General features: G+C 60.9%; 20 protein-coding genes and 1 tRNA gene. 13 read left to right on the top strand and 8 right to left on the bottom strand.

All coding sequences use genetic code 11. From position 1 onward, the window contains the following. Positions 1-8 precede the first annotated feature (8 nt). From ACWGXF_RS01600 to ACWGXF_RS01580, 5 genes are all read left to right on the top strand, one after another. Positions 9-1,088 (top strand): ABC transporter permease subunit, encoded by a 1,080-nt coding sequence (locus ACWGXF_RS01600; protein ID WP_003067856.1) that lies wholly within the window; start codon positions 9-11, stop codon positions 1,086-1,088. Between the two features lie 30 nt (positions 1,089-1,118). Further along, a complete protein-coding gene (locus tag ACWGXF_RS01595) occupies positions 1,119-1,901 on the top strand; it encodes an ABC transporter ATP-binding protein (RefSeq protein ID WP_003067855.1) in 783 nt (260 codons plus the stop codon). Between the two features lie 2 nt (positions 1,902-1,903). Continuing rightward, positions 1,904-2,662, top strand: coding sequence for an ABC transporter ATP-binding protein (locus ACWGXF_RS01590; protein ID WP_256629835.1), 759 nt, complete (start codon positions 1,904-1,906; stop codon positions 2,660-2,662). 500 nt (positions 2,663-3,162) lie between these two features. Beyond that, complete coding sequence (locus ACWGXF_RS01585; RefSeq protein WP_003067851.1) at positions 3,163-3,810, top strand: DUF47 domain-containing protein; 648 nt, start codon at positions 3,163-3,165, stop codon at positions 3,808-3,810. 19 nt (positions 3,811-3,829) lie between these two features. Further along, complete coding sequence (locus ACWGXF_RS01580; RefSeq protein ID WP_003067849.1) at positions 3,830-4,840, top strand: inorganic phosphate transporter; 1,011 nt, start codon at positions 3,830-3,832, stop codon at positions 4,838-4,840. A 106-nt stretch (positions 4,841-4,946) separates the two neighbouring features. Here ACWGXF_RS01580 and ACWGXF_RS01575 read toward each other — a convergent pair whose 3' ends face one another. Both ACWGXF_RS01575 and ACWGXF_RS01570 read right to left on the bottom strand, forming a co-directional pair. Continuing rightward, a complete protein-coding gene (locus ACWGXF_RS01575) occupies positions 4,947-6,728 on the bottom strand; it encodes a putative bifunctional diguanylate cyclase/phosphodiesterase (protein WP_256629836.1) in 1,782 nt (593 codons plus the stop codon). Between the two features lie 218 nt (positions 6,729-6,946). Further along, positions 6,947-7,432, bottom strand: a complete 486-nt coding sequence (locus ACWGXF_RS01570; RefSeq protein WP_051517717.1) for an NINE protein — start codon at positions 7,430-7,432, stop codon at positions 6,947-6,949. 282 nt (positions 7,433-7,714) lie between these two features. Here ACWGXF_RS01570 and rpsP point away from each other — a divergent pair, with 282 nt between their 5' ends. From rpsP to ACWGXF_RS01540, 6 genes are all read left to right on the top strand, one after another. After that, positions 7,715-7,969, top strand: a complete 255-nt coding sequence (rpsP, locus tag ACWGXF_RS01565; protein ID WP_003058210.1) for a 30S ribosomal protein S16 — start codon at positions 7,715-7,717, stop codon at positions 7,967-7,969. Between the two features lie 101 nt (positions 7,970-8,070). After that, positions 8,071-8,640: a ribosome maturation factor RimM gene (rimM, locus tag ACWGXF_RS01560; RefSeq protein WP_256629837.1), complete on the top strand. Its 570-nt coding sequence runs from the start codon at positions 8,071-8,073 to the stop codon at positions 8,638-8,640. A 53-nt stretch (positions 8,641-8,693) separates the two neighbouring features. After that, positions 8,694-9,473: a tRNA (guanosine(37)-N1)-methyltransferase TrmD gene (gene trmD / locus ACWGXF_RS01555; RefSeq protein ID WP_256629838.1), complete on the top strand. Its 780-nt coding sequence runs from the start codon at positions 8,694-8,696 to the stop codon at positions 9,471-9,473. Positions 9,474-9,612: 139 nt separating this feature from the next. Further along, positions 9,613-9,999 (top strand): 50S ribosomal protein L19, encoded by a 387-nt coding sequence (gene rplS, locus ACWGXF_RS01550; RefSeq protein WP_003067838.1) that lies wholly within the window; start codon positions 9,613-9,615, stop codon positions 9,997-9,999. A 111-nt stretch (positions 10,000-10,110) separates the two neighbouring features. After that, complete coding sequence (locus ACWGXF_RS01545; RefSeq protein WP_256629839.1) at positions 10,111-10,809, top strand: CoA pyrophosphatase; 699 nt, start codon at positions 10,111-10,113, stop codon at positions 10,807-10,809. 47 nt (positions 10,810-10,856) lie between these two features. Next, positions 10,857-11,840, top strand: coding sequence for a CobD/CbiB family protein (locus tag ACWGXF_RS01540; RefSeq protein ID WP_452101655.1), 984 nt, complete (start codon positions 10,857-10,859; stop codon positions 11,838-11,840). Between the two features lie 147 nt (positions 11,841-11,987). On the opposite strand, the gene ACWGXF_RS01535 is transcribed toward ACWGXF_RS01540, so the two are convergent. The 4 genes from ACWGXF_RS01535 to ACWGXF_RS01520 form a co-directional block, all read right to left on the bottom strand. Beyond that, on the bottom strand, positions 11,988-12,878 hold the full coding sequence (locus ACWGXF_RS01535; RefSeq protein ID WP_440588472.1) for a transglycosylase SLT domain-containing protein: 891 nt from the start codon (positions 12,876-12,878) through the stop codon (positions 11,988-11,990). A 143-nt stretch (positions 12,879-13,021) separates the two neighbouring features. Next, positions 13,022-14,008, bottom strand: a complete 987-nt coding sequence (gene rsgA / locus ACWGXF_RS01530) for a ribosome small subunit-dependent GTPase A (protein ID WP_003067831.1) — start codon at positions 14,006-14,008, stop codon at positions 13,022-13,024. Positions 14,009-14,013: 5 nt separating this feature from the next. After that, positions 14,014-14,352 (bottom strand): 4a-hydroxytetrahydrobiopterin dehydratase, encoded by a 339-nt coding sequence (locus ACWGXF_RS01525; protein WP_256629842.1) that lies wholly within the window; start codon positions 14,350-14,352, stop codon positions 14,014-14,016. Positions 14,353-14,371: 19 nt separating this feature from the next. Beyond that, complete coding sequence (locus ACWGXF_RS01520; RefSeq protein WP_256629843.1) at positions 14,372-15,673, bottom strand: M48 family metallopeptidase; 1,302 nt, start codon at positions 15,671-15,673, stop codon at positions 14,372-14,374. Positions 15,674-15,703: 30 nt separating this feature from the next. On the opposite strand from ACWGXF_RS01520, the gene orn reads away from it, so the two are divergent. Both orn and ACWGXF_RS01510 read left to right on the top strand, forming a co-directional pair. Beyond that, positions 15,704-16,312: an oligoribonuclease gene (orn, locus tag ACWGXF_RS01515; protein WP_003067823.1), complete on the top strand. Its 609-nt coding sequence runs from the start codon at positions 15,704-15,706 to the stop codon at positions 16,310-16,312. Between the two features lie 283 nt (positions 16,313-16,595). Continuing rightward, a complete protein-coding gene (locus tag ACWGXF_RS01510; protein WP_034389330.1) occupies positions 16,596-18,695 on the top strand; it encodes a DEAD/DEAH box helicase in 2,100 nt (699 codons plus the stop codon). A gap of 178 nt (positions 18,696-18,873) precedes the next feature. Here the strand turns inward: ACWGXF_RS01510 and ACWGXF_RS01505 are convergent, their stop codons facing one another. Both ACWGXF_RS01505 and ACWGXF_RS01500 read right to left on the bottom strand, forming a co-directional pair. Continuing rightward, on the bottom strand, positions 18,874-20,106 hold the full coding sequence (locus ACWGXF_RS01505; protein ID WP_256629844.1) for a multidrug effflux MFS transporter: 1,233 nt from the start codon (positions 20,104-20,106) through the stop codon (positions 18,874-18,876). A 160-nt stretch (positions 20,107-20,266) separates the two neighbouring features. Then, positions 20,267-20,342, bottom strand: a tRNA-Lys gene (locus ACWGXF_RS01500). Between the last annotated feature and the right edge of the window lie 123 nt (positions 20,343-20,465).

The raw sequence follows: 20,465 nt of genomic DNA, 5'->3' as shown, positions 1-20,465 counted from the left end.
GAGTGCCCATGAAGAACAACAAGACACTCCACTGGATTCTGGGCGGCATAGGCCTGCTGGTGCTGCCGCTGATCCTGCAGTATTTCGGCAACGCCTGGGTGCGCATCGCCGATCTGGCCCTGCTCTACGTGATGTTGGCGCTGGGCCTGAACATCGTGGTCGGCTACGCAGGCCTGCTGGATCTGGGCTACGTGGCCTTCTATGCCGTGGGCGCCTATATGTTTGCGCTCATGGCATCGCCGCATCTGGCCGAGACCTTCGAAGGCTTTGTCGCCATGTTTCCCAACGGACTGCACACCTCGATCTGGTTGGTGATTCCGCTGGGGATGCTGCTGGCCGCCTGTACGGGTGTGCTGCTGGGCCTGCCGGTGCTGCGGCTGCGCGGTGATTACCTGGCCATCGTGACACTGGGCTTCGGCGAGATCATCCGCATCTTCCTGAACAACCTGGACCAGCCAGTCAACATCACCAACGGCCCCAAGGGCATTGGCCAGATCGACTCGGTCAAGATCTTCGGCTTCGACCTGGCCAAGCGTCATGAGATCTTCGGCTACGACATCGCCTCCGTCACGCTGTACTACTACCTGTTTCTGGTGCTGGTGCTGGCCACCATCGTGATCTGCTACCGCTTGCAGGATTCGCGCATAGGCCGCGCCTGGATGGCGATTCGCGAGGATGAAATCGCCGCCAAGGCCATGGGCATCAATGTGCGCAATATGAAGCTGCTGGCCTTCGGCATGGGCGCTTCGTTCGGCGGTGTGGCAGGTTCCATGTTCGGTGCCTTCCAGGGCTTTGTATCGCCCGAGTCCTTCAGCCTCATGGAGTCCGTGATGATTGTGGCCATGGTCGTGCTTGGCGGCCTGGGCCATATTCCCGGCGTGATTCTGGGGGCCGTGCTGCTCTCGGCCCTGCCCGAGGTGCTGCGCTATGTGGCCGGGCCGCTGCAGCAGATGACCGATGGACGCCTCGACGCGTCCATCCTGCGTCAGTTGCTGATTGCCCTGGCCATGATCGTCATCATGCTGATGCGTCCGCGCGGCCTCTGGCCCACGCCAGAGCATGCCAAAAGCCTGGACCGCCAGTCCTGATGACTGCACAGACAAGGAATGTGAACTGATATGGCAGAGAGCACGACTTCAGCGGTCCTTCATGTCTCGGACATCTCCAAGCGCTTTGGCGGTTTGCAGGCACTGTCCGGTGTGAGCATGAAGATTGATAGAGGCCAGGTCTATGGCCTGATCGGCCCCAATGGCGCAGGCAAGACCACGTTTTTCAACGTGATCACCGGCCTCTATACGCCCGACACCGGCAAATTCGAGCTGGCCGGAAAGCCCTATGAGCCGACGGCGGTGCATAAGGTGGCCAGGGCCGGCATTGCGCGGACCTTCCAGAACATCCGGCTGTTTGCCGAGATGACGGCACTGGAGAACGTCATGGTCGGGCGCCATGTGCGCACGCATTCCGGTTTGCTCGGGGCAGTGTTTCGCACCAAGGGCTTCAAGGCCGAGGAGGCCGCGATTCGCGCCCGCTCGCGCGAGCTGCTCGACTATGTCGGCATCGGCAAATATGCGGACTTCAAGGCGCGCACCTTGTCCTATGGCGACCAGCGCCGGCTGGAGATTGCCCGTGCACTGGCGACGGACCCGCAGCTGATTGCGCTGGATGAGCCGGCCGCCGGCATGAACGCGACCGAGAAGCTGCAGTTGCGTGAGTTGATCGACCGCATTCGCAACGACCACCGCACCATCCTGCTCATCGAGCATGATGTGAAGCTGGTCATGGGCCTGTGCGACCGCGTGACGGTGCTGGACTATGGCAAGCCGATTGCCGAAGGCACGCCTGCCGAAGTGCAGAAGAATGAAAAAGTGATTGAAGCCTATCTGGGCACGGGAGGCCATTGAAGATGCAGGATCAAGTGCTGGAACAGGCGCAGGCCTCCAAATCCACGGCCCCGGTATTGCTGCAGGTGAAGGGCCTGAAGGTGGGCTATGGCGGTATTCAGGCTGTCAAGGGCGTGGACTTTCAGGTGCATCAGGGTGAACTGGTGTCGCTGATCGGCTCCAACGGTGCGGGCAAAACCACGACCATGAAGGCTGTCACGCGGGGTCTGCCGGTTGCCGATGGCGAAATTCTCTATCTGGGCCAAAGCATCAAGGGCAAGGGCGCCTGGGATCTGGTGGCCGAAGGCCTGGTCATGGTGCCCGAGGGGCGCGGCGTGTTCGCACGCATGACGATTACCGAAAACCTGCTCATGGGGGCCTACACGCGCAAGGACAAGGCTGGCATACAGGCGGATATCGAGCGCATGTTCGGCATCTTTCCGCGCCTGAAGGAGCGCAAGGATCAGCTGGCAGGCACCATGTCCGGGGGCGAGCAGCAGATGCTGGCCATGGCCCGCGCACTCATGAGTCAGCCCAAGGTGCTGCTGCTGGACGAGCCCTCCATGGGTTTGTCTCCCATCATGGTGGACAAGATCTTCGAGGTGGTCAGCGATGTCTATGCGCTGGGCGTGACCATGGTGCTGGTGGAGCAGAACGCCAGCCGCGCGCTGGCGCTGGCCGATCGAGGCTATGTCATGGAGTCCGGCATCATCACCATGACGGGGCCGGGCCAGACCTTGCTGAGCGATCCGCGCGTGCGTGCGGCTTACCTGGGAGAGTAAGCCTCGACGAGACTGCTGGCGCTTTCGATCGCAGTGCGCTATCTCGCCGTGATGCTCTGCTGCAGCCAAGGGTGAACCCTAATTCCCCTTAAATTCAAGAAAATGACAAAAAAATGACGTTTTTCATGGTTCTTTGATTGTTTTATTCATTTCTTTTTAGTTCCTTTTAATTCTTTTTTGTCATTGAATAGAATTTGCTTATTACAAAAAGAAGTATTTGGAACGTTTTCGCGTGGCTCAGTGAAATGCTCAAGGAGTCGGCGCGTTGGGTGGGCGGATTGCTGCTCTCCGGTGTTGTCTGGAGGAATCACAGGCTTTATGACAGCGCCTAGCATGGCGAAGAGCTTGTATTTTATTTTTCGTGGTGCCCGAAGGGGTGTCTTGAAGACGCGCTGAAACGCACAATGACTCAAGAGTAAACTCCGCCCCGTTTAAGCCGGGAACCATGCACTTTTTTTGCAGTGAGTCGCCTGGTTTCTTTTCCCCGGTAAGGAGCATTCATGCTGTTTGGCAAGCTATTGCCGCGCGAAGGCAATTTTTTCGAGATGTTCAATCAACATGCGGACCGCATCGTTGAAGCAGCTCATGCTTTCTCGCAACTCGTTGCAAATTACAACGATCCCCATCTGCGCGAAAAATACAACGCTGATGTGGACAACGCCGAGCGCGCAGCCGACCGTGTGACCCATGATGTCACCAAGCTGCTGCACAAGACCTTCATCACGCCCCTGGATCGCGAGCATATCCACTCGCTGATCAACACCATGGACGACGTGGCCGACCTGATTCAGGACTCGGCCGAGACCATGGCCCTGTATGACGTGCGTCACATGACAGACGAAATCACACGTCTGACCGATCTGTGCGTGCGTTGCTGCGAGCGTCTGCGTGATGCCGTCAAGCTGCTGGACCGTCTCTCGGATCCCACGATTGTGGACGCCGCGAGCAAGACCTGTGACGAGATCGACCGCCTGGAAGGCGATGCCGACCGCGTGATGCGCGCGGCCATGAGCAAGCTGTTCCGTGAAGAGCCCGATGTGCGTGAGGTGATCAAGCTCAAGGCCATCTATGAGCTGCTGGAAACCATCACGGACCGCTGCGAAGACGTGGCGAACCTGATCGAGGGCATCGTCCTCGAGAATTCCTGATTCTCGCTGGAGCCCGATCATGGAGCCGGTACAGGCAGCCCTCTGGGTTGTGATTTTGCTGGTGGTGCTCGCCTTGCTGTTCGATTTCATGAACGGCTTTCACGACGCTGCCAATTCGATTGCCACCGTGGTTTCCACGGGGGTTCTCAAGCCTACTCAGGCCGTGGCATTTGCCGCGTTCTTCAACGTTGTCGCGGTTTTCGTCTTCCACCTCAGTGTGGCGGCAACCGTGGGCAAGGGTATTGTTCAGCCGGGCATTGTTGACACCCATGTCGTGTTCGGCGCTCTGGTGGGTGCCATCACCTGGAACGTCATCACCTGGATCTACGGCATTCCCAGCAGCTCCTCGCATGCCCTGATTGGCGGTATCGTGGGTGCGGTGATTGCCAAGGCCGGTGCAGGTGCGCTGATCGCCAGCGGCATCTGGAAGACTGTGGCCTTCATCTTTGTCTCTCCCGTGCTGGGCTTTCTGCTGGGCTCGCTGATGATGGTTCTGGTAGCCTGGATTTTCCGCCGTGCCAGCCCCAATCGCGTGGACAAGTGGTTCCGCCGTCTGCAATTGGTTTCTGCCGGTGCCTACAGCCTGGGTCACGGCGGCAACGATGCGCAAAAGACCATCGGTATCATCTGGTTGCTGCTGATTGCCACGGGCTATGCCAATGCCGGTGATGCCGAGCCTCCCATGTGGACCATCGTCAGCTGCTACCTGGCCATCGGCCTGGGCACCATGTTTGGCGGCTGGCGCATCGTCAAGACCATGGGCCAGAAGATCACCAAGCTCAAACCCGTCGGTGGCTTCTGCGCCGAATCCGGTGGTGCTCTGACTTTGTTCTTTGCCACCTTCCTGGGCGTTCCGGTCTCGACCACACACACCATTACCGGTGCCATCGTGGGCGTGGGTTCCACGCAGCGCGCGAGTGCCGTGCGCTGGGGCGTGGCAGGCAACATCGTCTGGGCATGGATTCTGACGATTCCGGCCAGCGCCTTTGTGGCATCCATTGCCTACTGGGTCAGCCTGCAACTGTATTGAGTTTGTGAACTCCTTGATTGATAGCTGTAACTGCTTGTCGATCAAGGGCTGAATGGAAAAAAGGCTTCGCGTTGCGAAGCCTTTTTTCATGGCTGAAACATGGAGGTCAAGCTGCAGCCTCCTGGAGACCGAGCATTGCCTGCCGCTGCATCAGGGATTTGAGTTGGCTGACCGGTGCAGGGGGGCTGAGCAGATAGCCCATGAAATGCTCGCAGCCATGCTGCGCCAGCAGGGCACGCTGCTCCAGGGTTTCCACCCCTGCGCCGACGATCGTCATCTGATGGCGGGCAGCCAGCGCGATGGCCGCCTGTACGGCGGCCTCGGCGGCATTGTTGGGGCCCAGGCGCTGCACCAGGGAATGCGAGAGCTTGAGCTGGTTCAGGGGGAGCTGATGCAGCGCTTCTTGCATATTGGAGCCGCCACCAAAATCGTCGAGTGACAGCCGCACACCCATGGCGCCGATGCGCTTGAGGCTGCTCGCGCTATCCGCATCCAGAGGACTCAGGGTCTGCGCGGAAAGCTCCAGCAGCAGCAATGCAGGATCGGCCCCTGTCTGGCTGAGAATGCTCTGCACTTGCTCGGCCAGGTCCGCTTGCCGAAGCTGTTTGGCGCTGATGTTGACGCAGATGGGCAGCCTGTCCAGTTGCGGCTCGGCTTTCCATCTGGCCAATTGTTCACAGGCGGCTTGAATGCTCCAGCGGCCAAGCGCAACGATGATGTCGGTCTCCTCTGCCACGGACAGGAAGATGCGCGGGGGTACCAGACCTCGCCTGGGATGACGCCAGCGCAGCAGGGCCTCCAAGCCGTTGACTTCGCCGCTGGCGGAATACTGGGCCTGGTAATGCAGCTCGAACTGGCCGAGGCGCAGGGCTTCCCGCAGATCCTGCTCCAGGCGGCTGCGGTCGTTGGCCGGAACCTGCTGCTCGGGGCTGAAGAAGTGCAGGCCGCGAGCCTCTTCATCGCGCAGACGGTACATGGCGACCTCTGCCTGCTGCAGCAGCTCGGTGGCGGAGCGGGAGTGCGGGCCGAACAGGGTGGCGCCGATATTGGCCTCCAGCATCACGCTTTTGTGGCCGAGCTGGTAGCTGCCGTTCAGGCTTTCCTGCAGACGCTCTCCAAGACGTTCCACCAGCACCGTGGTCATTTCGATATCCGGGGACAGATCCGAGACCATGATGACAAAGTGCGCGGCATCCAGTCTGGCTACGGTATCGCAGGAGCGTACGCAGCCGAGCAGGCGCTGTGCGATGTGCGGAGCCAGGCAGGACTGGCTGTCTCCCGTGCTGGCGGCCGGGCCCGCCACCGGCTCCATGTCTATGGTCAGCAAGGCGCCGCGCCAGCCCGTGCGCTCGGACTGGATCATGGCCTGGGACAGCCTGTCCAGCAGCAGGCGCCGGTTGGGCAGATTGGTCAGTACATCAAAGAAGGAAAGGCTTTCTGCCTCGTTGCCATGAGGCAGCAGCTCCTTGCAGGCGAGCACGGTGTAATTGGCCGATAGGGCGTGAGCCGACAGATTGAGCTTGCGTCCATTGGGCAGCTGAAACTGGGCATTGGCTTGCTGGCGCGCAATCAGGGCTTGATGACTTTCGGCGATATGGTTCAGGGCCGGTGCAGCGTTGGCCGGGGCTGCTGTTGCGGCGGCTTGCAGAGCGGCTTGCAGAGGCATGCCTACTTTGAGGGCGGAAGCCAGCCAGGGGAATACCTGCAGATAACCATCATTCCAGCGTTGTGCCCGGTTCTGAGCATCCAGCAACACATAGCCGCTGCTGGTTTGCTCAAGAATGCGGAAAAGCTGTTCTCCGTACACGCCCACCAGGCTGGTGGCAGCTGGAAAGGCGTTTTGCCCGTGCACTTCGGATCTGGCAGACTTTTCGTTGGTTGCAGACATAAGACCTCTTCGGACTGGTGCAGCAAAGCCGTCGTAGTGCGAAAACTGCTTGGATGCAGTCTTTGCAAGATGTTCGTCAGTTGGGCATTGTGAGTTCTGTGGAATCGGCAGGCGGCGCTTTGCGTCCAGTAGGTGAAAAATTAGACTTTTGCTTACAAAAGCGGCGAGGCCGAAGCCGCTTTGGAGTGGGTGAGAGCCCCTGGTTCAGAGCGCTGCAGCTACTGTGAAATCTTGCGTGCCTCTTCGACCTGATATTCAAAGTAGTGCTGGAAGCTATAGGCGATGCTGGCCATCAGCACGGTGGCCCCCAGCATCAGGGACAGGCTTACGGCAAAAATCGTGGTCCATTGGGTGCGCCCTGCAGGCGCGTCGGCATCCATCCATGGATTGAAGCGCCGGTTCCAGTTTCCTTGCTCCATCAGGCCGTAAAGGATGGCGCGCAGGGCGCAGCCTGCTATCGTGAAGCCGAGCAAAGGGATCAACAGCCAGCTCAGCCTGTCGTCCTGCCCCAACAGCTGCACGCGCTCGATGCCGTAGATGCCAAGTGCAGTGGGAATGGGCAGCAGCCAGCCCAGCCAGTCCCCAAGGCCGTGCAGGTAGAAGCGATGCAGTCCCAGCGGCCCGCCGAGCAAGGCCAGCCAGGAGGCAAGCGTCTTGTTTTTGGGGCGAGGGGTCGGGGTCGAGGCGGGAACAAATTGGTTCATGGTCTGATGCGCGGGCAGAAAACGAAAGAACCCGTCCATTATTCCCTTCGCATCAATTACGGGGCTCAGGGCAATTGCGCTTCATTTTCAGGAAGTCCTCTGTGCCGACTATGCCCATTTGCCGCTGCTATAGGCAGCTTTGACAGAACTCGATATAATTTCCGGTTTTACGGCGTGTCGCTGGCCGGGTGGTCATGTCGCGTGTCTCAAACGCTGTAAGAAAACCTGCGCAGCTGGTCAAATTTTTGATGGCACTGGCTGTAACCACCCGAAGGAAACATCATGGTTGTTATTCGTCTCTCCCGCGGCGGCTCTAAGGCTCGTCCTTTCTACAACATCGTTGCAGCTGACAAGCGCGTGCGTCGCGACGGTGCTTTCATCGAACGTCTGGGTTTCTACAACCCTAGCGCTCGTGGCGCCGAAGAAGGCCTGCGTCTGGCTCTGGACCGCGTGAACTACTGGAAGAGCGTTGGTGCTCAAACTTCCGATACGGCTGAACGCCTGATCAAGGAAGCTGCAAAGAAGGTTGCTGCCTAATTTAGGCGGTCGCTCTCTAGGCACCTTTACCAAAGCGGGTTCCGTTGGCTTGCCTGACGGGACCCGTTTTTTATTGAAATTCTGCATTTTCTGCTGATCCCATGAGCCACATGCCTGTTCTTCAAGCCACGAGCTTGCCTGCTGATGCCATTGAAGTCGGTCGCATTGCCGATGCCTGGGGAATCAAGGGCTGGTTCAAGGTGCATGCCTTCAGCAGCGCCCCAGAGGCCCTGTTTGCCGCCAAGGACTGGTTTTTGCAGCCTGCCGAGAAAGGTGCCAAGCATTTCACGGGTACCGTGGTGCTGCCCGTCAAGCAGGCCCGCTTCCATGCCGACACCATCGTGGCAACCTCGCTTGAAGTCGCCGACCGCAACGCCGCCGAGGCTCTGCGCGGTGCCCGCGTCTTTGTGGCGCGCGAGCATTTCCCCAAGACCGAGGATGGTGAGTTCTACTGGGTGGATCTGATGGGGCTGAACGTGGTCAACCGCGAAGGTGTGACCCTGGGGGTGGTCAAGGACTTGATGGCCACCGGCCCGCAGACTGTTCTGGTGCTGGGCTATGAACAGGACGGCAAGGAGCAGGAGCGTCTGATACCCTTTGTCGATGCCTATGTGGATTCGGTGGATCTGGCCGGCAAGAAGATCGTGGCCGACTGGCAGCTCGATTATTGAACTGGAATGCTTTTTTTGCTATTTAGTTTGTAGCTGAAATCGCTTTTATATCAATGCGTTTCGACATTATTACGCTGTTTCCTGAGCTGTTCGCTCCATTTCTTGAGAGCGGGGTGACGCGCCGTGCCTACAGCTCGGGCCAGGTGGCAGTGCATCTGTGGAATCCGCGTAACTGGGCCGAAGGCAATTACCGCCGTGTGGATGATCGTCCATTTGGCGGAGGCCCCGGCATGGTGATGATGGCCGAGCCGCTGCAGCGCTGCCTCGAAGCGATTCGCTCGGCACGCGCCGAGGTCGATGCACAGGAACAGGCAGAGCCTGCTCCTGTGGTGTTGTTCTCGCCTATAGGTACGACCCTCAAGCATGCCGTGGTGGCCGATTGGGCCGAAAGCCGGGGTGCGGTGCTGCTCTGTGGCCGCTATGAGGGCATTGACCAGCGTTTCATTGATAGAAATGTCACTCATCAACTGAGTCTGGGTGACTTTGTACTTTCGGGTGGTGAGCTGGCAGCCATGGTGTTGCTGGACTCTTTGGCGCGTCTGCAGCCCGGTGTGCTTAACGATGAAGGCAGCTTTCAGCAGGACAGCTTCAATCCTGCGCTTGACGGTTTGCTGGACTGCCCCCACTACACTCGCCCAGAAGTCTGGAATGACCAGGAGGTGCCAGCCGCGCTGCTCTCCGGCCATCACTCCAATATCGAGCGCTGGCGTCGTGATCAGCGCTTGAGCATCACGGCCGAGCACAGGCCCGAGCTGATAGAGCAGGCCCGCGAACAGGGGCTGCTCAATGCCAAAGATGAGGGTTTTTTGGCAAAAACAGCGTCCAAGCTATAATTGCAGGTTCTTTGATCCTCTATCCGGCCGCTGCAAGGAAATAGCGGGACAGCTTTCGGGCTGTTCTTGTAATGCAGCAATAGCGCCAATCCCGGCGCTTGCCAATTCTGGCGCGGACAAGATCAAGGTGGACTAAATCATGAATCTGATCCAGACCCTCGAGCAAGAAGAAATCGCTCGCCTGAACAAGACCATCCCCGAATTCGCCCCCGGTGACACCGTCATCGTGAGCGTGAACGTGGTGGAAGGTAACCGTAAGCGCGTGCAGGCTTACGAAGGCGTGGTGATTGCCAAGCGTAATCGCGGCCTGAACAGCGGCTTCACAGTGCGCAAGATCTCCAGCGGCGAAGGCGTGGAACGTACGTTCCAGACCTACTCTCCCCTGATCGCCAAGATCGAAGTCAAGCGTCGCGGTGATGTGCGCCGTGCCAAGCTGTACTACCTGCGTGAGCGTAGCGGCAAGTCTGCTCGTATCAAGGAAAAGCTGCCCCAGCGTGTTAACAAGACTGCAGCTGCAGCCGAGTAATACACGCTTCGGAAGTGATTCCGTAAAAGCCGCTACAGTTCGCTGTGGCGGCTTTTTTTATGTCTGCCTTGGCTTCGTGATTCTTGCTTTGGGGTTTGGCCGAACACATACATGCCTGCATCTGATAATTTTTCGCCCCCCGTGGTGGGCATTGTTGATCCGCGCAAGGCTCGCCTTCTGGGCATCGATAGCCAACTGCCGGCTGTTCCGCTGGCTGCACAGACGCCGCAGGCTCTGCGCACGCGCTTTGCCCAGCCGCCGCAATGGCTTCCTGAAGCCATGCAGGAAAAGCGCATCACGGCCAAGCAGCCTTCTGACGCGGCCGTGCTCGTGCCCATAGTCATGCGCGAGCAGCCCACGGTATTGCTGACCGTGCGCTCGGCCAGGCTGTCCACTCACTCGGGCCAGGTGGCTTTCCCGGGCGGTAAACGTGACCCGCAGGATGTTTCGGCCGAGGCAACGGCATTGCGCGAGGCGCATGAGGAAGTGGGACTGGCTCCCAAGAATGTCGAGGTGCTGGGTCGCTTGCCCATTTACGTGACGGGGACAGCGTTTCACATCACCCCCGTGGTGGCGCTGGTCCATCCGCAGGCCAGTTATTTCCCCAATCCTGGAGAAGTGGCTGATCTGTTTGAGGTTCCCCTGTCGTATCTGCTCAATCCCGCACATCATGAGCGTCACGCCATGCTGTGGCAGGGGGTGGATCGCGAATGGTTTGCCATGCCCTATCAGGATGGCGAGCAGCAACGTTATATCTGGGGCGCGACAGCGGGCATGTTGCGCAATCTTTACCGTTTTTTGGCGGCTTGAGACAGCAGTTGTAACGAGCCGACAAACTGCGCCGCTATGATGAAGCAATGAGCTTTTTTGCCATCCTGATTGCACTGCTGCTGGAACAGGCGCGCCCGCTGGCCCGCTCCAATCTGGTGCAGGCTGGTTATCGCGCCTGGACCGTAACCGTACGCAGCAACTTTGATGCGGGCAAGCCCCACCATGGCTGGCTTGCCTGGGTGATGGCCGTGCTGTTGCCCAGCGTTATCGTGTTGGGCATATTCTGGGCGCTGATGGAGTTCATAGGCTGGCCTGCAGCCATGCTGTGGAATGTCGCGGTGCTCTATGTCACGCTGGGCTTTCGCCAGTTCAGCCACCACTTTACGCGGATTCGCGATGCGCTCGATGCCGGCGATGAGTTTGCCGCCCGTCAGGCCCTGGCCGACTGGCAGCAGGTCGATGCCAGCGAGGTGCCACGCAGCGAAGTAGTGCGCCATGTCATCGAGTACTCGGTGCTGGCCGCACACCGTCATGTGTTTGGCGTGCTGTTCTGGTTTTCGATTCTCTCGGCTCTGGGGCTGGGGCCGCTGGGGGCCATCCTCTACCGCATGGCCGAATATCTGTCGCGTGCCTGGTCGCGCAAGGGGGCGGAAGGCCTTCGGGCACCGACCAGCGAGCGTTTGCAGTCCGCCGCAGCCAAGGCCTGGTATGCGATCGATTGGCTGCCGGCGAGGCTGACGGCGCTGTCCTTTGCCATGGTGGGCAGCTTTGAGGAGGCCATAGACAACTGGCGCGTCTATGCCCAGCGCTTTCCCAATGACAACGATGGCGTGATTCTGGCCGCCACTGCGGGTGCCATCAATGTCCGCCTGGGGGGCGAGGCCTTGCGCCGCCGCGATGCGGCTGACGGTGAAGAGGGCGACGATGCACAGTGGACGGGCAGCGATGTCACTCCGGGGCGAGAGCCGGAAATGTCCCATCTTCGCAGTGTTGTGGGGCTGGTCTGGCGTTCGGTCGTGGTCTGGCTTTTGCTGCTGGCCTTGCTGACTTTTGCCCGTCTGCTCGGTTGAGCACCCGGACATTGCCTTCTGCGCGGCAGATGCTTGACAGCATGAGCGCTCCAGCCGCAGCGGGTCATCGAAGTCCTGTGTTGCGCATTGCCATATACCAAGGTGGCTCAGGTGCGACGGGCATGCGGGGCACTGTTCAAGGTGCGATCAGCGAGCAGGGCGCTCGTGGTGCTTGGCGCGATAGAAGCTGAGTATGCGTCGCACATATTCACGCGTCTCCGCATAAGGAGGCACACCGCCATACTGCTGCACGGTTCTCTCGCCCGCGTTGTAGGCGGCCGATACCAGTGCCACATCGCCCTCGAAGCGCTCCAGCAGCCAGCGCAGGTAGGCCAGGCCGCCACGCACGTTCTGCTCGGGGTTCCAGGCATCGCGCACGCCAAAGCGCTCGGCCGTCTCGGGAATGAGTTGCATGAGGCCCTGAGCGTTGCGCGGCGACAGCGCCTGCGCTTCGAAATTCGACTCCGAGCGCACGATGGCCAGTGCCAGCCTCGGATCAATCGAGAAGCGCGGCGCGAGGCGCTGCACCAGCTCGGCCATGCGCCGCTTCTCCTTGGGCAGGCTGCTCACATAGCTGGCCACCACCTCGTGGGGGACGGCCTCCTGGCTGGCTTCCAGAAACTCCTGTGCGGGCGCATCGCCCTGGGTCAGGCAGTCGGGCAGCCGGTCGCCAGGGAGCTTGCCGGCCAGCAGCAAGCGGGCTTTCTCATGGCCGCGCTGGGCGGCCAGGGCCAGCAGTGTCGTGCCCGTGGCAGGGTCGGGAGTCAAGCCTCGCCCCAGCAACAGCAGCCGGCCCAGCCGGTATTGGGCTTCGAGGCTGCCATAGCGTGCTGCCGCGCAATAGCGCTGCGCTGCGCGCCATGGCTGCCGGCTCAGCTCGGCTTTGTAGCCTTCTTCGATCCAGCGAGACAGCGTGGGTGGCTCGTCCTCCCAGCTGGGGGCGGAGTCCGTGCCCTGGGCCCAGGCCAGGCTCATGCCTGCAGACAGCGCGACGGCGAGGGCGGCTTGCAAACAGGGCTGTAAAACTCTGGGCTTCATGACGTGAACACCGGGTTGTGGCCGGCAGCCAATCCCGGAGGCCGAGCACTCGTGCCGGCGCTCATCGGGCTTGGAATGGCTGCGTGGCAAACGCTGAAATTGCTCTCATATGGCGCGGCCCTGCGGCTTGGCTGGCCTCGCGCTCAGTAGCGAGGTTCCTGACTCAGTTCATCGAACAGCTCGCCATAGATCCGGTAGCGGTTGGCACTGATGGAGTGGGGGCTGTCCTGCGCTTCGACCTGGGCCATGACGGCGCAGCCAGGCTCATGCAGATGGGTGCAGTTGTAGAACTTGCACTGGTCCGCCAGTGCGCCGATGTCGGGCATGCAGGCTGCCAGTTGCGTGGCGGCAATGTGATAGAGGCCGAACTCCTGAAATCCTGGCGAGTCGATGATGGCGGTGGTGCGTGCCTCGTCCACCCAGTACAAGGTGGTGCTGGTGGTGGTGTGCTTGCCGGTGTTCAGCGCCTGCGAAATTTCGTTGGTCGCCACCTTGGCATCGGGCAGCAGCAAGTTGATCAAGGTGCTCTTGCCTACGCCCGAAGGACCGAGAACCAGTGTGGTCTTGCCCTCCAGCAGACCGATGATGGCGTCGCGATCCTCATCGTCTGCATCTTCCAGCGACAGCGGAAGCACCATGTAATGCGGTGCAGCGTTCGCGGCATCACGCATGGTCCGGTAAGGCTCCAGCCGCTGCCAGGCGCGCAGGAAGGGCTCTTCCAGGTCCATCTTGTTGAGCGCAATGATGGGCTTGATATGCGCGGCCTCGGCGGCGATCAGCGCACGGGCGAGCTGCACTTCGCTGAATACCGGCTCGGCGGCTATCAGAATCAGGAGCTGGTCCAGGTTGGCGGCAAAGGTCTTGGTGCGAATGTCATCCTGGCGGTAGAAGACGTTGCGGCGCTCCACGATTTTCTCGATCGTGCCCTCATCGCCCTGGCCGGGTGGGGGAGCCAGCCATTGCACATGGTCGCCCACCACGGCCTGGCTTTTCTTGCCGCGTGGGTGGCATATGCGGCGTTCGCCGTCCGGGGTCTCGACCACGCAATGGCGGCCATAGCTGGCGACCACCAGGCCTGTCTGGGTGTCGCCTGTTGCCTGGGCGCCTGGGCGCCGTCCTTGTTTTGCCATAAGGATCAGGCCGGATTCAGCAGTGCTTCGATGCGGCGTGCGCAGTCGATGTCGGTCTCGGAGATGCCGCCCACATCATGGGTGTTGAGGCTGACCTTGCAGCGGTTGTAGCCCACCTCCAGATCGGGGTGGTGGTCCTGCTGATGGGCAATCAGGGCCAGCGCGTTCACAAAGGCCATGGTTTCGTAGAAATTCACGAAACGGAAGGTCTTGCTGATGGCCGCGTTGCCGGCCAGCAGCTCCCAGCCCTGGAGGGGGGTCAGCTGCTCTTGCACTTGCTCCATGCTCAAGGCACTGCGCTTGAGTTGGGACCAGTCTTTCTGTTGCAGTGTGGGTGTGCTCATGTCTGAAATCGTTGTGGTGTTACAAGCTGCCTGCAGGAGCCGGCATGCGCGCCAGGCGATCCACGGCAGGAGGGTGTGAATAGTAAAAGCTCACATACCATGGGTCTGGCGTGAGTGTGGAGGCATTGTCCTCGTAAAGCTTGAGCAGTGCAGAAGCGAGCTGTGCACCGTCGGCCTGCTGCATGGCATAGGCATCGGCCTCGAACTCGTCGCGGCGCGACATGGCCGACATCAGCGGCGTGACGAAGAAGCTGAAGACCGGCACGGCCAGCATGAACAGCAGCAGGGCCAGCGCATTGTTTTCGGCAGCCACGTCGATGTTCGGACCCAGCAGCACCGAGACTCCGAGTCCCGTGTAGAACCAGAGTTGCTGGCTGAGCCAGCCCAGCAGCGCAAAGCCCAGCAGCGAGACGCCGAACATCAGGACCATGCGCTTGCTGATGTGCTTGTGCTTGAAGTGGCCCAGCTCGTGAGCCAGCACGGCTTCGACTTCGCCGGGGCTGAGCTGCCTGAGCAGGGTGTCAAAGAAGACCACGCGCTTGGAATTGCCGAAACCCGTGAAATAGGCGTTGGCATGCGCCGAGCGGCGGCTTCCGTCCATCACGAACAGTCCTTTGGCCGCAAAGCCGCAGCGCTCCATCAGCCGGGTCACACGGCTCTTGAGGCTTTCATCGGCCAGTGGCTCGAACTTGTTGAACAGCGGTGCAATAAAGCTGGGGAAAATCCACATCAGCAGCAGATTGAAAGCCGTCCAGGCGCCCCAGGCCCAGAGCCACCACAGCGGCCCGGCCCCGCCCATGAGCCAGAGAATCAGGGCCGCCAGCGGCAGGCCGATGATGGCAGCCACCAGCGTCGACTTGAGCAGGTCGCCCAGCCACAGGCCTGGCGTCATCTGGTTGAAGCCGAAGCGCTGCTCCAGCCTGAAGGTCTGATAGAGCGACAGGGGCAGCTCTATCAGGGCCGAGATCACGGCAAAGCCGGCCAGCAGCGCCAGCTGCTGCCACAGGCCGGGGCTGATGAACTCCAGCAGCCAGCGGTTGAGCCAGTCCAGCCCGCCCAGCAGCGTCCAGCACAGCAGCACGGCGGCCGACAGCGTGATGTCGATCAGCGACACCCTGGCCTTGGCCAGCGTGTAGTCGGCCGCCTTCTGGTGGGCGGACAGGCTGATGCGATGGGCAAATGCCGGTGGCACGGCGTCGCGGTGGGTGGCCACATGGCGCACCTGGCGCGAAACAAGCCACACGCGCAGCAGCCATTGCAGGGCCACGGCCGTCGCAAACAGCAGCGAAAGTGCCAATGTGAAATCTAGTCTGGAAGCCATGTATTGGCAGTGTAGGCGACAATTTGCGCCATGTCTGAAGCTTCCTGTACGAATTCCGTCAGCGCCGCCCCCGTGGCCGCTACCCCACCGGTTCTGCCCAAATCCGATCTCAATATGGTGTGGCTGGACTGCGAAATGACGGGGTTGAACCCCGACCGCGACCGCATCATCGAGATTGCCGTGGTGGTCAGCAGCTCCGATCTGCAGATTCGCGTCGAAGGCCCGGTATTCGCCATTCATCAGTCCGACGAGCTGCTGGGCGGCATGGATGCCTGGAACAAGGGCACGCATGGCAAAAGCGGCCTGATCGACAAGGTCAAGGCTTCGACCATCAGCGAAGCAGAGGCGGAAGCCGCGCTGATTGCCTTTCTGGGCAAATACGTGCCCAAGGGCAAGACGCCGCTGTGCGGCAACAGCATTGGTCAGGACAGGCGCTTCATGGAGCGCTACATGCCCAAGCTCAACAATTTCTTTCACTATCGCAATATCGATGTGAGCACGCTCAAGGAGCTGGCCAAGCGCTGGAAGCCCGAGGCCTATACCTCCTTCAAGAAGGCGCAGCGCCACACGGCCCTGGCCGATGTGCACGAGTCCATCGACGAGCTGCAGCATTACCGCCAGCAACTGCTCAGCGTCTGATGGTGCGGTGGCGGGTCGGTATAGCCCTGCCACTTGCGGGAAAACCCGGTACATGCGACAATGCACTGCTTACCCGATCAATGGGTAATTTTTGCGCATCTCCATCACACACCGGGTTCTTACTTGCGTGCAACGGCCTGCCCAGCGCCGACACGACAAGCCATAACACCCATCTGCCCCGTTTTGCGAACGGGCCAGTCAAAGTCTGACGGTGGATGTTGATAACCAACCGTCAAAGAAGCGAGCAGCACGCTGACTGCGTCGCTTTTTGCGTGAGCTATTCATGACAGAAAACTCCCTGGAGCAGGGCCAAGTGGCCGCTGCTGATATTGCTTTGTCTTCTCCCGAACTCGATTCCCGTCTGGACGCCATGCTGGCCGACATGGACGCGGAAGATGCCGCTGTCGAAGAAACCCAAGCCGCTGACGAACCCAATGGCTTCGTCGAACTGGGTCTGGCCCCCGAACTGATCCAGGCCGTGACCGACCTGGGCTATACCCAGCCTACTGCTGTGCAGCTGCAAGCCATTCCCCTGGCCATGGGTGAAGGTGCCGATGCAGACGGCTTCATCGACCTGATGGTCTCCAGCCAGACCGGCTCGGGCAAGACCGCTGCCTTCCTGCTGCCCGTGCTGCACACCCTGATCAAGCAGCGTGCCGTGGCCGATGCGGCCGCCAAGGCTGAATTCGAGCGCCTGTGCGCCGAAGCTGCGGCCAAGGGCGAGCCCGCTCCCAAGCGCAACAAGCGCAAGGACCCCACCAACGCCCGCAACTTCAAGGCCGCCGTGCCCGGCGCCCTGGTGCTGTGCCCCACGCGTGAGCTGGCCCAGCAGGTGGCGCATGACGCCATCGAGCTGGTCAAGCACTGCCGCGGCATCCGCATCGCCAACGTGGTGGGCGGCATTCCTTACCAGCTGCAAATCGCCAAGCTGCAGAACGCCGATCTGGTGGTGGCCACTCCCGGCCGTCTGCTGGACCTGCAGCGTTCCATGCAGATCAAGCTGGACAAGGTGCAGTTCCTGGTGGTCGACGAAGCCGACCGCATGCTGGACCTGGGCTTCTCCGACGATCTGGCCGAAGTCAACCAGCTGACGGCCGAGCGCAAGCAGACCATGATGTTCAGCGCCACGTTTGCTCCCCGCATTCAGCAACTGGCCATGCGCGTGATGCATGACGGCGGCGCCAACGTGAAGAAGATCACGATTGCCACGCCCCAGGAGAAGCACGCCAACATCAAGCAGGCGCTGTTCTGGGCCGACAACATGCAGCACAAGCGCAAGCTGCTCGACCACTGGCTGCGTGACAGCAGCATCAACCAGGCCATCGTGTTTGCGTCCACCCAGGTGGAATGTGACGGTCTGGCCAACGATCTGCAGCAGGACGGTTTCTCTGCCGTGGCCCTGCACGGTGCTCTGAGCCAGGGTCTGCGCAACCGCCGCCTGATGGCGCTGCGCAACGGCCAGGTGCAGATCCTGGTGGCCACCGATGTGGCTGCTCGCGGTATCGACGTGCCCACCATCACCCACGTCTTCAACTACGGCCTGCCGATGAAGGCTGAGGACTATACCCACCGTATCGGTCGTACCGGTCGTGCGGGCCGCGAAGGCGTGGCCGTGACGTTTGCTGAATTCCGCGACCGTCGCCGCGTGTTCGACATCGAAGGCTATACCCGCCAGCAGTTCAAGGCCGAGACCATTCCCGGCATGGAACCCCAGCAGCGTTTCCCCGCCTCTGGCGAGCGTGACGGTCGCCGTGGCGGCGGCGCCGGTGGTCGCGGTGGCTTCGGTGGTCGTCGCGATGGCGAAGGCTACGGTCGCAAGTCCGGCTTCGGCAGCTTCGGCGGTGGCCGTGGCAATGATCGCGGTGGTTTCGGTGGCGACCGTGGCGGTGACCGTTTCGGTGGCGATCGCGCCGGTTTTGGTGCACCTCGTGGTGATCGCTTTGCCGATCGCGGCGGCGACCGTGGTGGTGATCGCGGCTTCGGCGGTGGCCGCCCCAGCTTCGGTGGCGAGCGTCAAGAGCGCAGCTTCGAGCGTCGTGATGATCGCGGCAGCTTTGGTGGCGATCGCGGCGGTTTCCGTGGTGGCGAGCGTCAAGAGCGCAGCTTCGGCGGCGGCGAATCGCGTGGCGGCTTCGGTGGTGCCCAGCGCCGTGAAGGCGGCGATTTCGGTCGCAAGAGCTTTGGCGGTGGCCGTGAAGGCGCTCATGCTGGCGCTCCCCGCGAAGGCGGCTTCCGTGGTGGTGAATCGCGCGGCTTCGGCGGCGGCGATCGCCGTCCTGCCTTTGGTCAGGGTGCCGGCAAGCCTTATCAGCCCCATGGCGAACGTGGTGGCGAGCGCAGCTTCGAGCGCAAGCCCCGCGCACCGCGTCGCGACGAGCGTTGATCGCTGATTCGGGCTGCGGCCCGAAGCATGAAAAAGCCGGCTCTTGAAGCCGGCTTTTTGTTGCCCGTACAGGGTTGAGATAGCTCTTGAAAAGTGAGCTGCTGGCGCATGTCATTCAAGGATTTCAGATGCTTTCCAATCTGAAGTCTATGAATGACGTGCGGTAGAAGCTCCTTTTTTAATGCTCGGAGGCATGGCGGCCGATGTCCGGCCAGTGGTGGTGCAGATAGATCCAGGCGACCAGGCCGATCAGCATCATCAGAATCGAGCCCGTGGCCAGCAGTGCGGCCGAATGCATGACCAGCGGCGCAATCACGCCGGCCACAAAGCCGTTGGCCACCGAGCCCACCACGGCCTGCAGCGAAGAGGCCAGGCCGCGCCGCGCAGGATGGATGTCCAGCACCAGCAGCGTCACCACGGGCACCATCAGCGCCCAGCCATAGGCGAACAGGCTGATGGGAATCAAGGCCCAGCTCACATGGGCGGGCCAGATCAGATTGGCCACCAGATTGATGATGGAGGTCACGCACATCACCAGAAAGCCGTGGCGGATCTGGCGCTTGGGCGGGATGCGTCCGGCCAGGCGACCGCTGGTCCAGCTGCCGGCCATGATGCCGCCGATGGTGGCGATGAAGAACCAGAAGAACTGCGTGGGCTCGAGCTGCAGGATATCGCCCAGAAAAGCCGGCGCCGACAGCAGATAGAGAAACATGCCGTTGAACGGAATGCCGCTGGCCAGGGCCAGCAGCAGAAAGCGCGGATCGGTGAGCAAGATGCCATAGCCCTGCATCAGCGGTCTGAACTGGAGGGGCTGGCGTTTTTGTGGCGGCAGCGATTCGGGCAGAAACTTGACGTTGATGAGCCAGAGCAGCACGCCCACGATGCTCAGGAACCAGAACACGGCCTGCCAGCTCAGGTGCACGAACAGCCAGCCGCCAATCACGGGAGCCAGTGCCGGCGCAACGCCGAAGAAGATGGTGATCTGCGCCATCACGCCCTGGGCCTGGGTCGGCGGAAAGATGTCGCGCACGATGGCGCGCGAGACCACGATGCCGGCGCCGGTGGACAGGCCCTGCAGCGTACGGAATATCACCAGCTGGGTGATGTTCTGCGACAGCGCGCAGCCGGCCGAGGCGATGGTGAACATCACCAGTCCCCAGAGGATGACGGGGCGACGTCCGAAACTGTCGGCCAGGGCGCCATGAAACAGGTTCATGAAGGCAAAGCCCAGCAGGTAGGCGGACAGGGTCTGCTGCATTTCTACGGGGGTTGCGCCCAAGGCCTTGGCAATGCCCGAGAAGGCGGGAATATAGGTGTCAACCGAGAACGGGCCCAGCATGCCGAGAATGGCAAGCAGCATGGCCAGAGTCCAACGCGGTCCGCGCCAGAACGTGGAGAGGTCGTTTTGCATAGTGATTCTTGGGTGGGCAAATACTGCCCGGGGATGTCTGCATGATGCCTGATATGGCGCGGCTCCGGTGTCGGCGCCCATGCTTTTGCAGATTCGGCGGCGCTCAGGTTGCGGCCCAAGAAAAAAGCCAAAGTTCCTGAGAACTTTGGCTTTTGAATTTTGGTGGGCCCTGAGTGATTCGAACACTCGACCAACGGATTAAGAGTCCGCTGCTCTACCAACTGAGCTAAGAGCCCGCCGGATAAACCGGAGGATCAATCTGAAGAATCAGACTGAAGAAATTTTTGGTGGGCCCTGAGTGATTCGAACACTCGACCAACGGATTAAGAGTCCGCTGCTCTACCAACTGAGCTAAGAGC

Source organism: Comamonas sp. HJ-2 (genome assembly GCF_053615495.1).
This window is presented reverse-complemented; position numbering and strand designations above follow the sequence as displayed.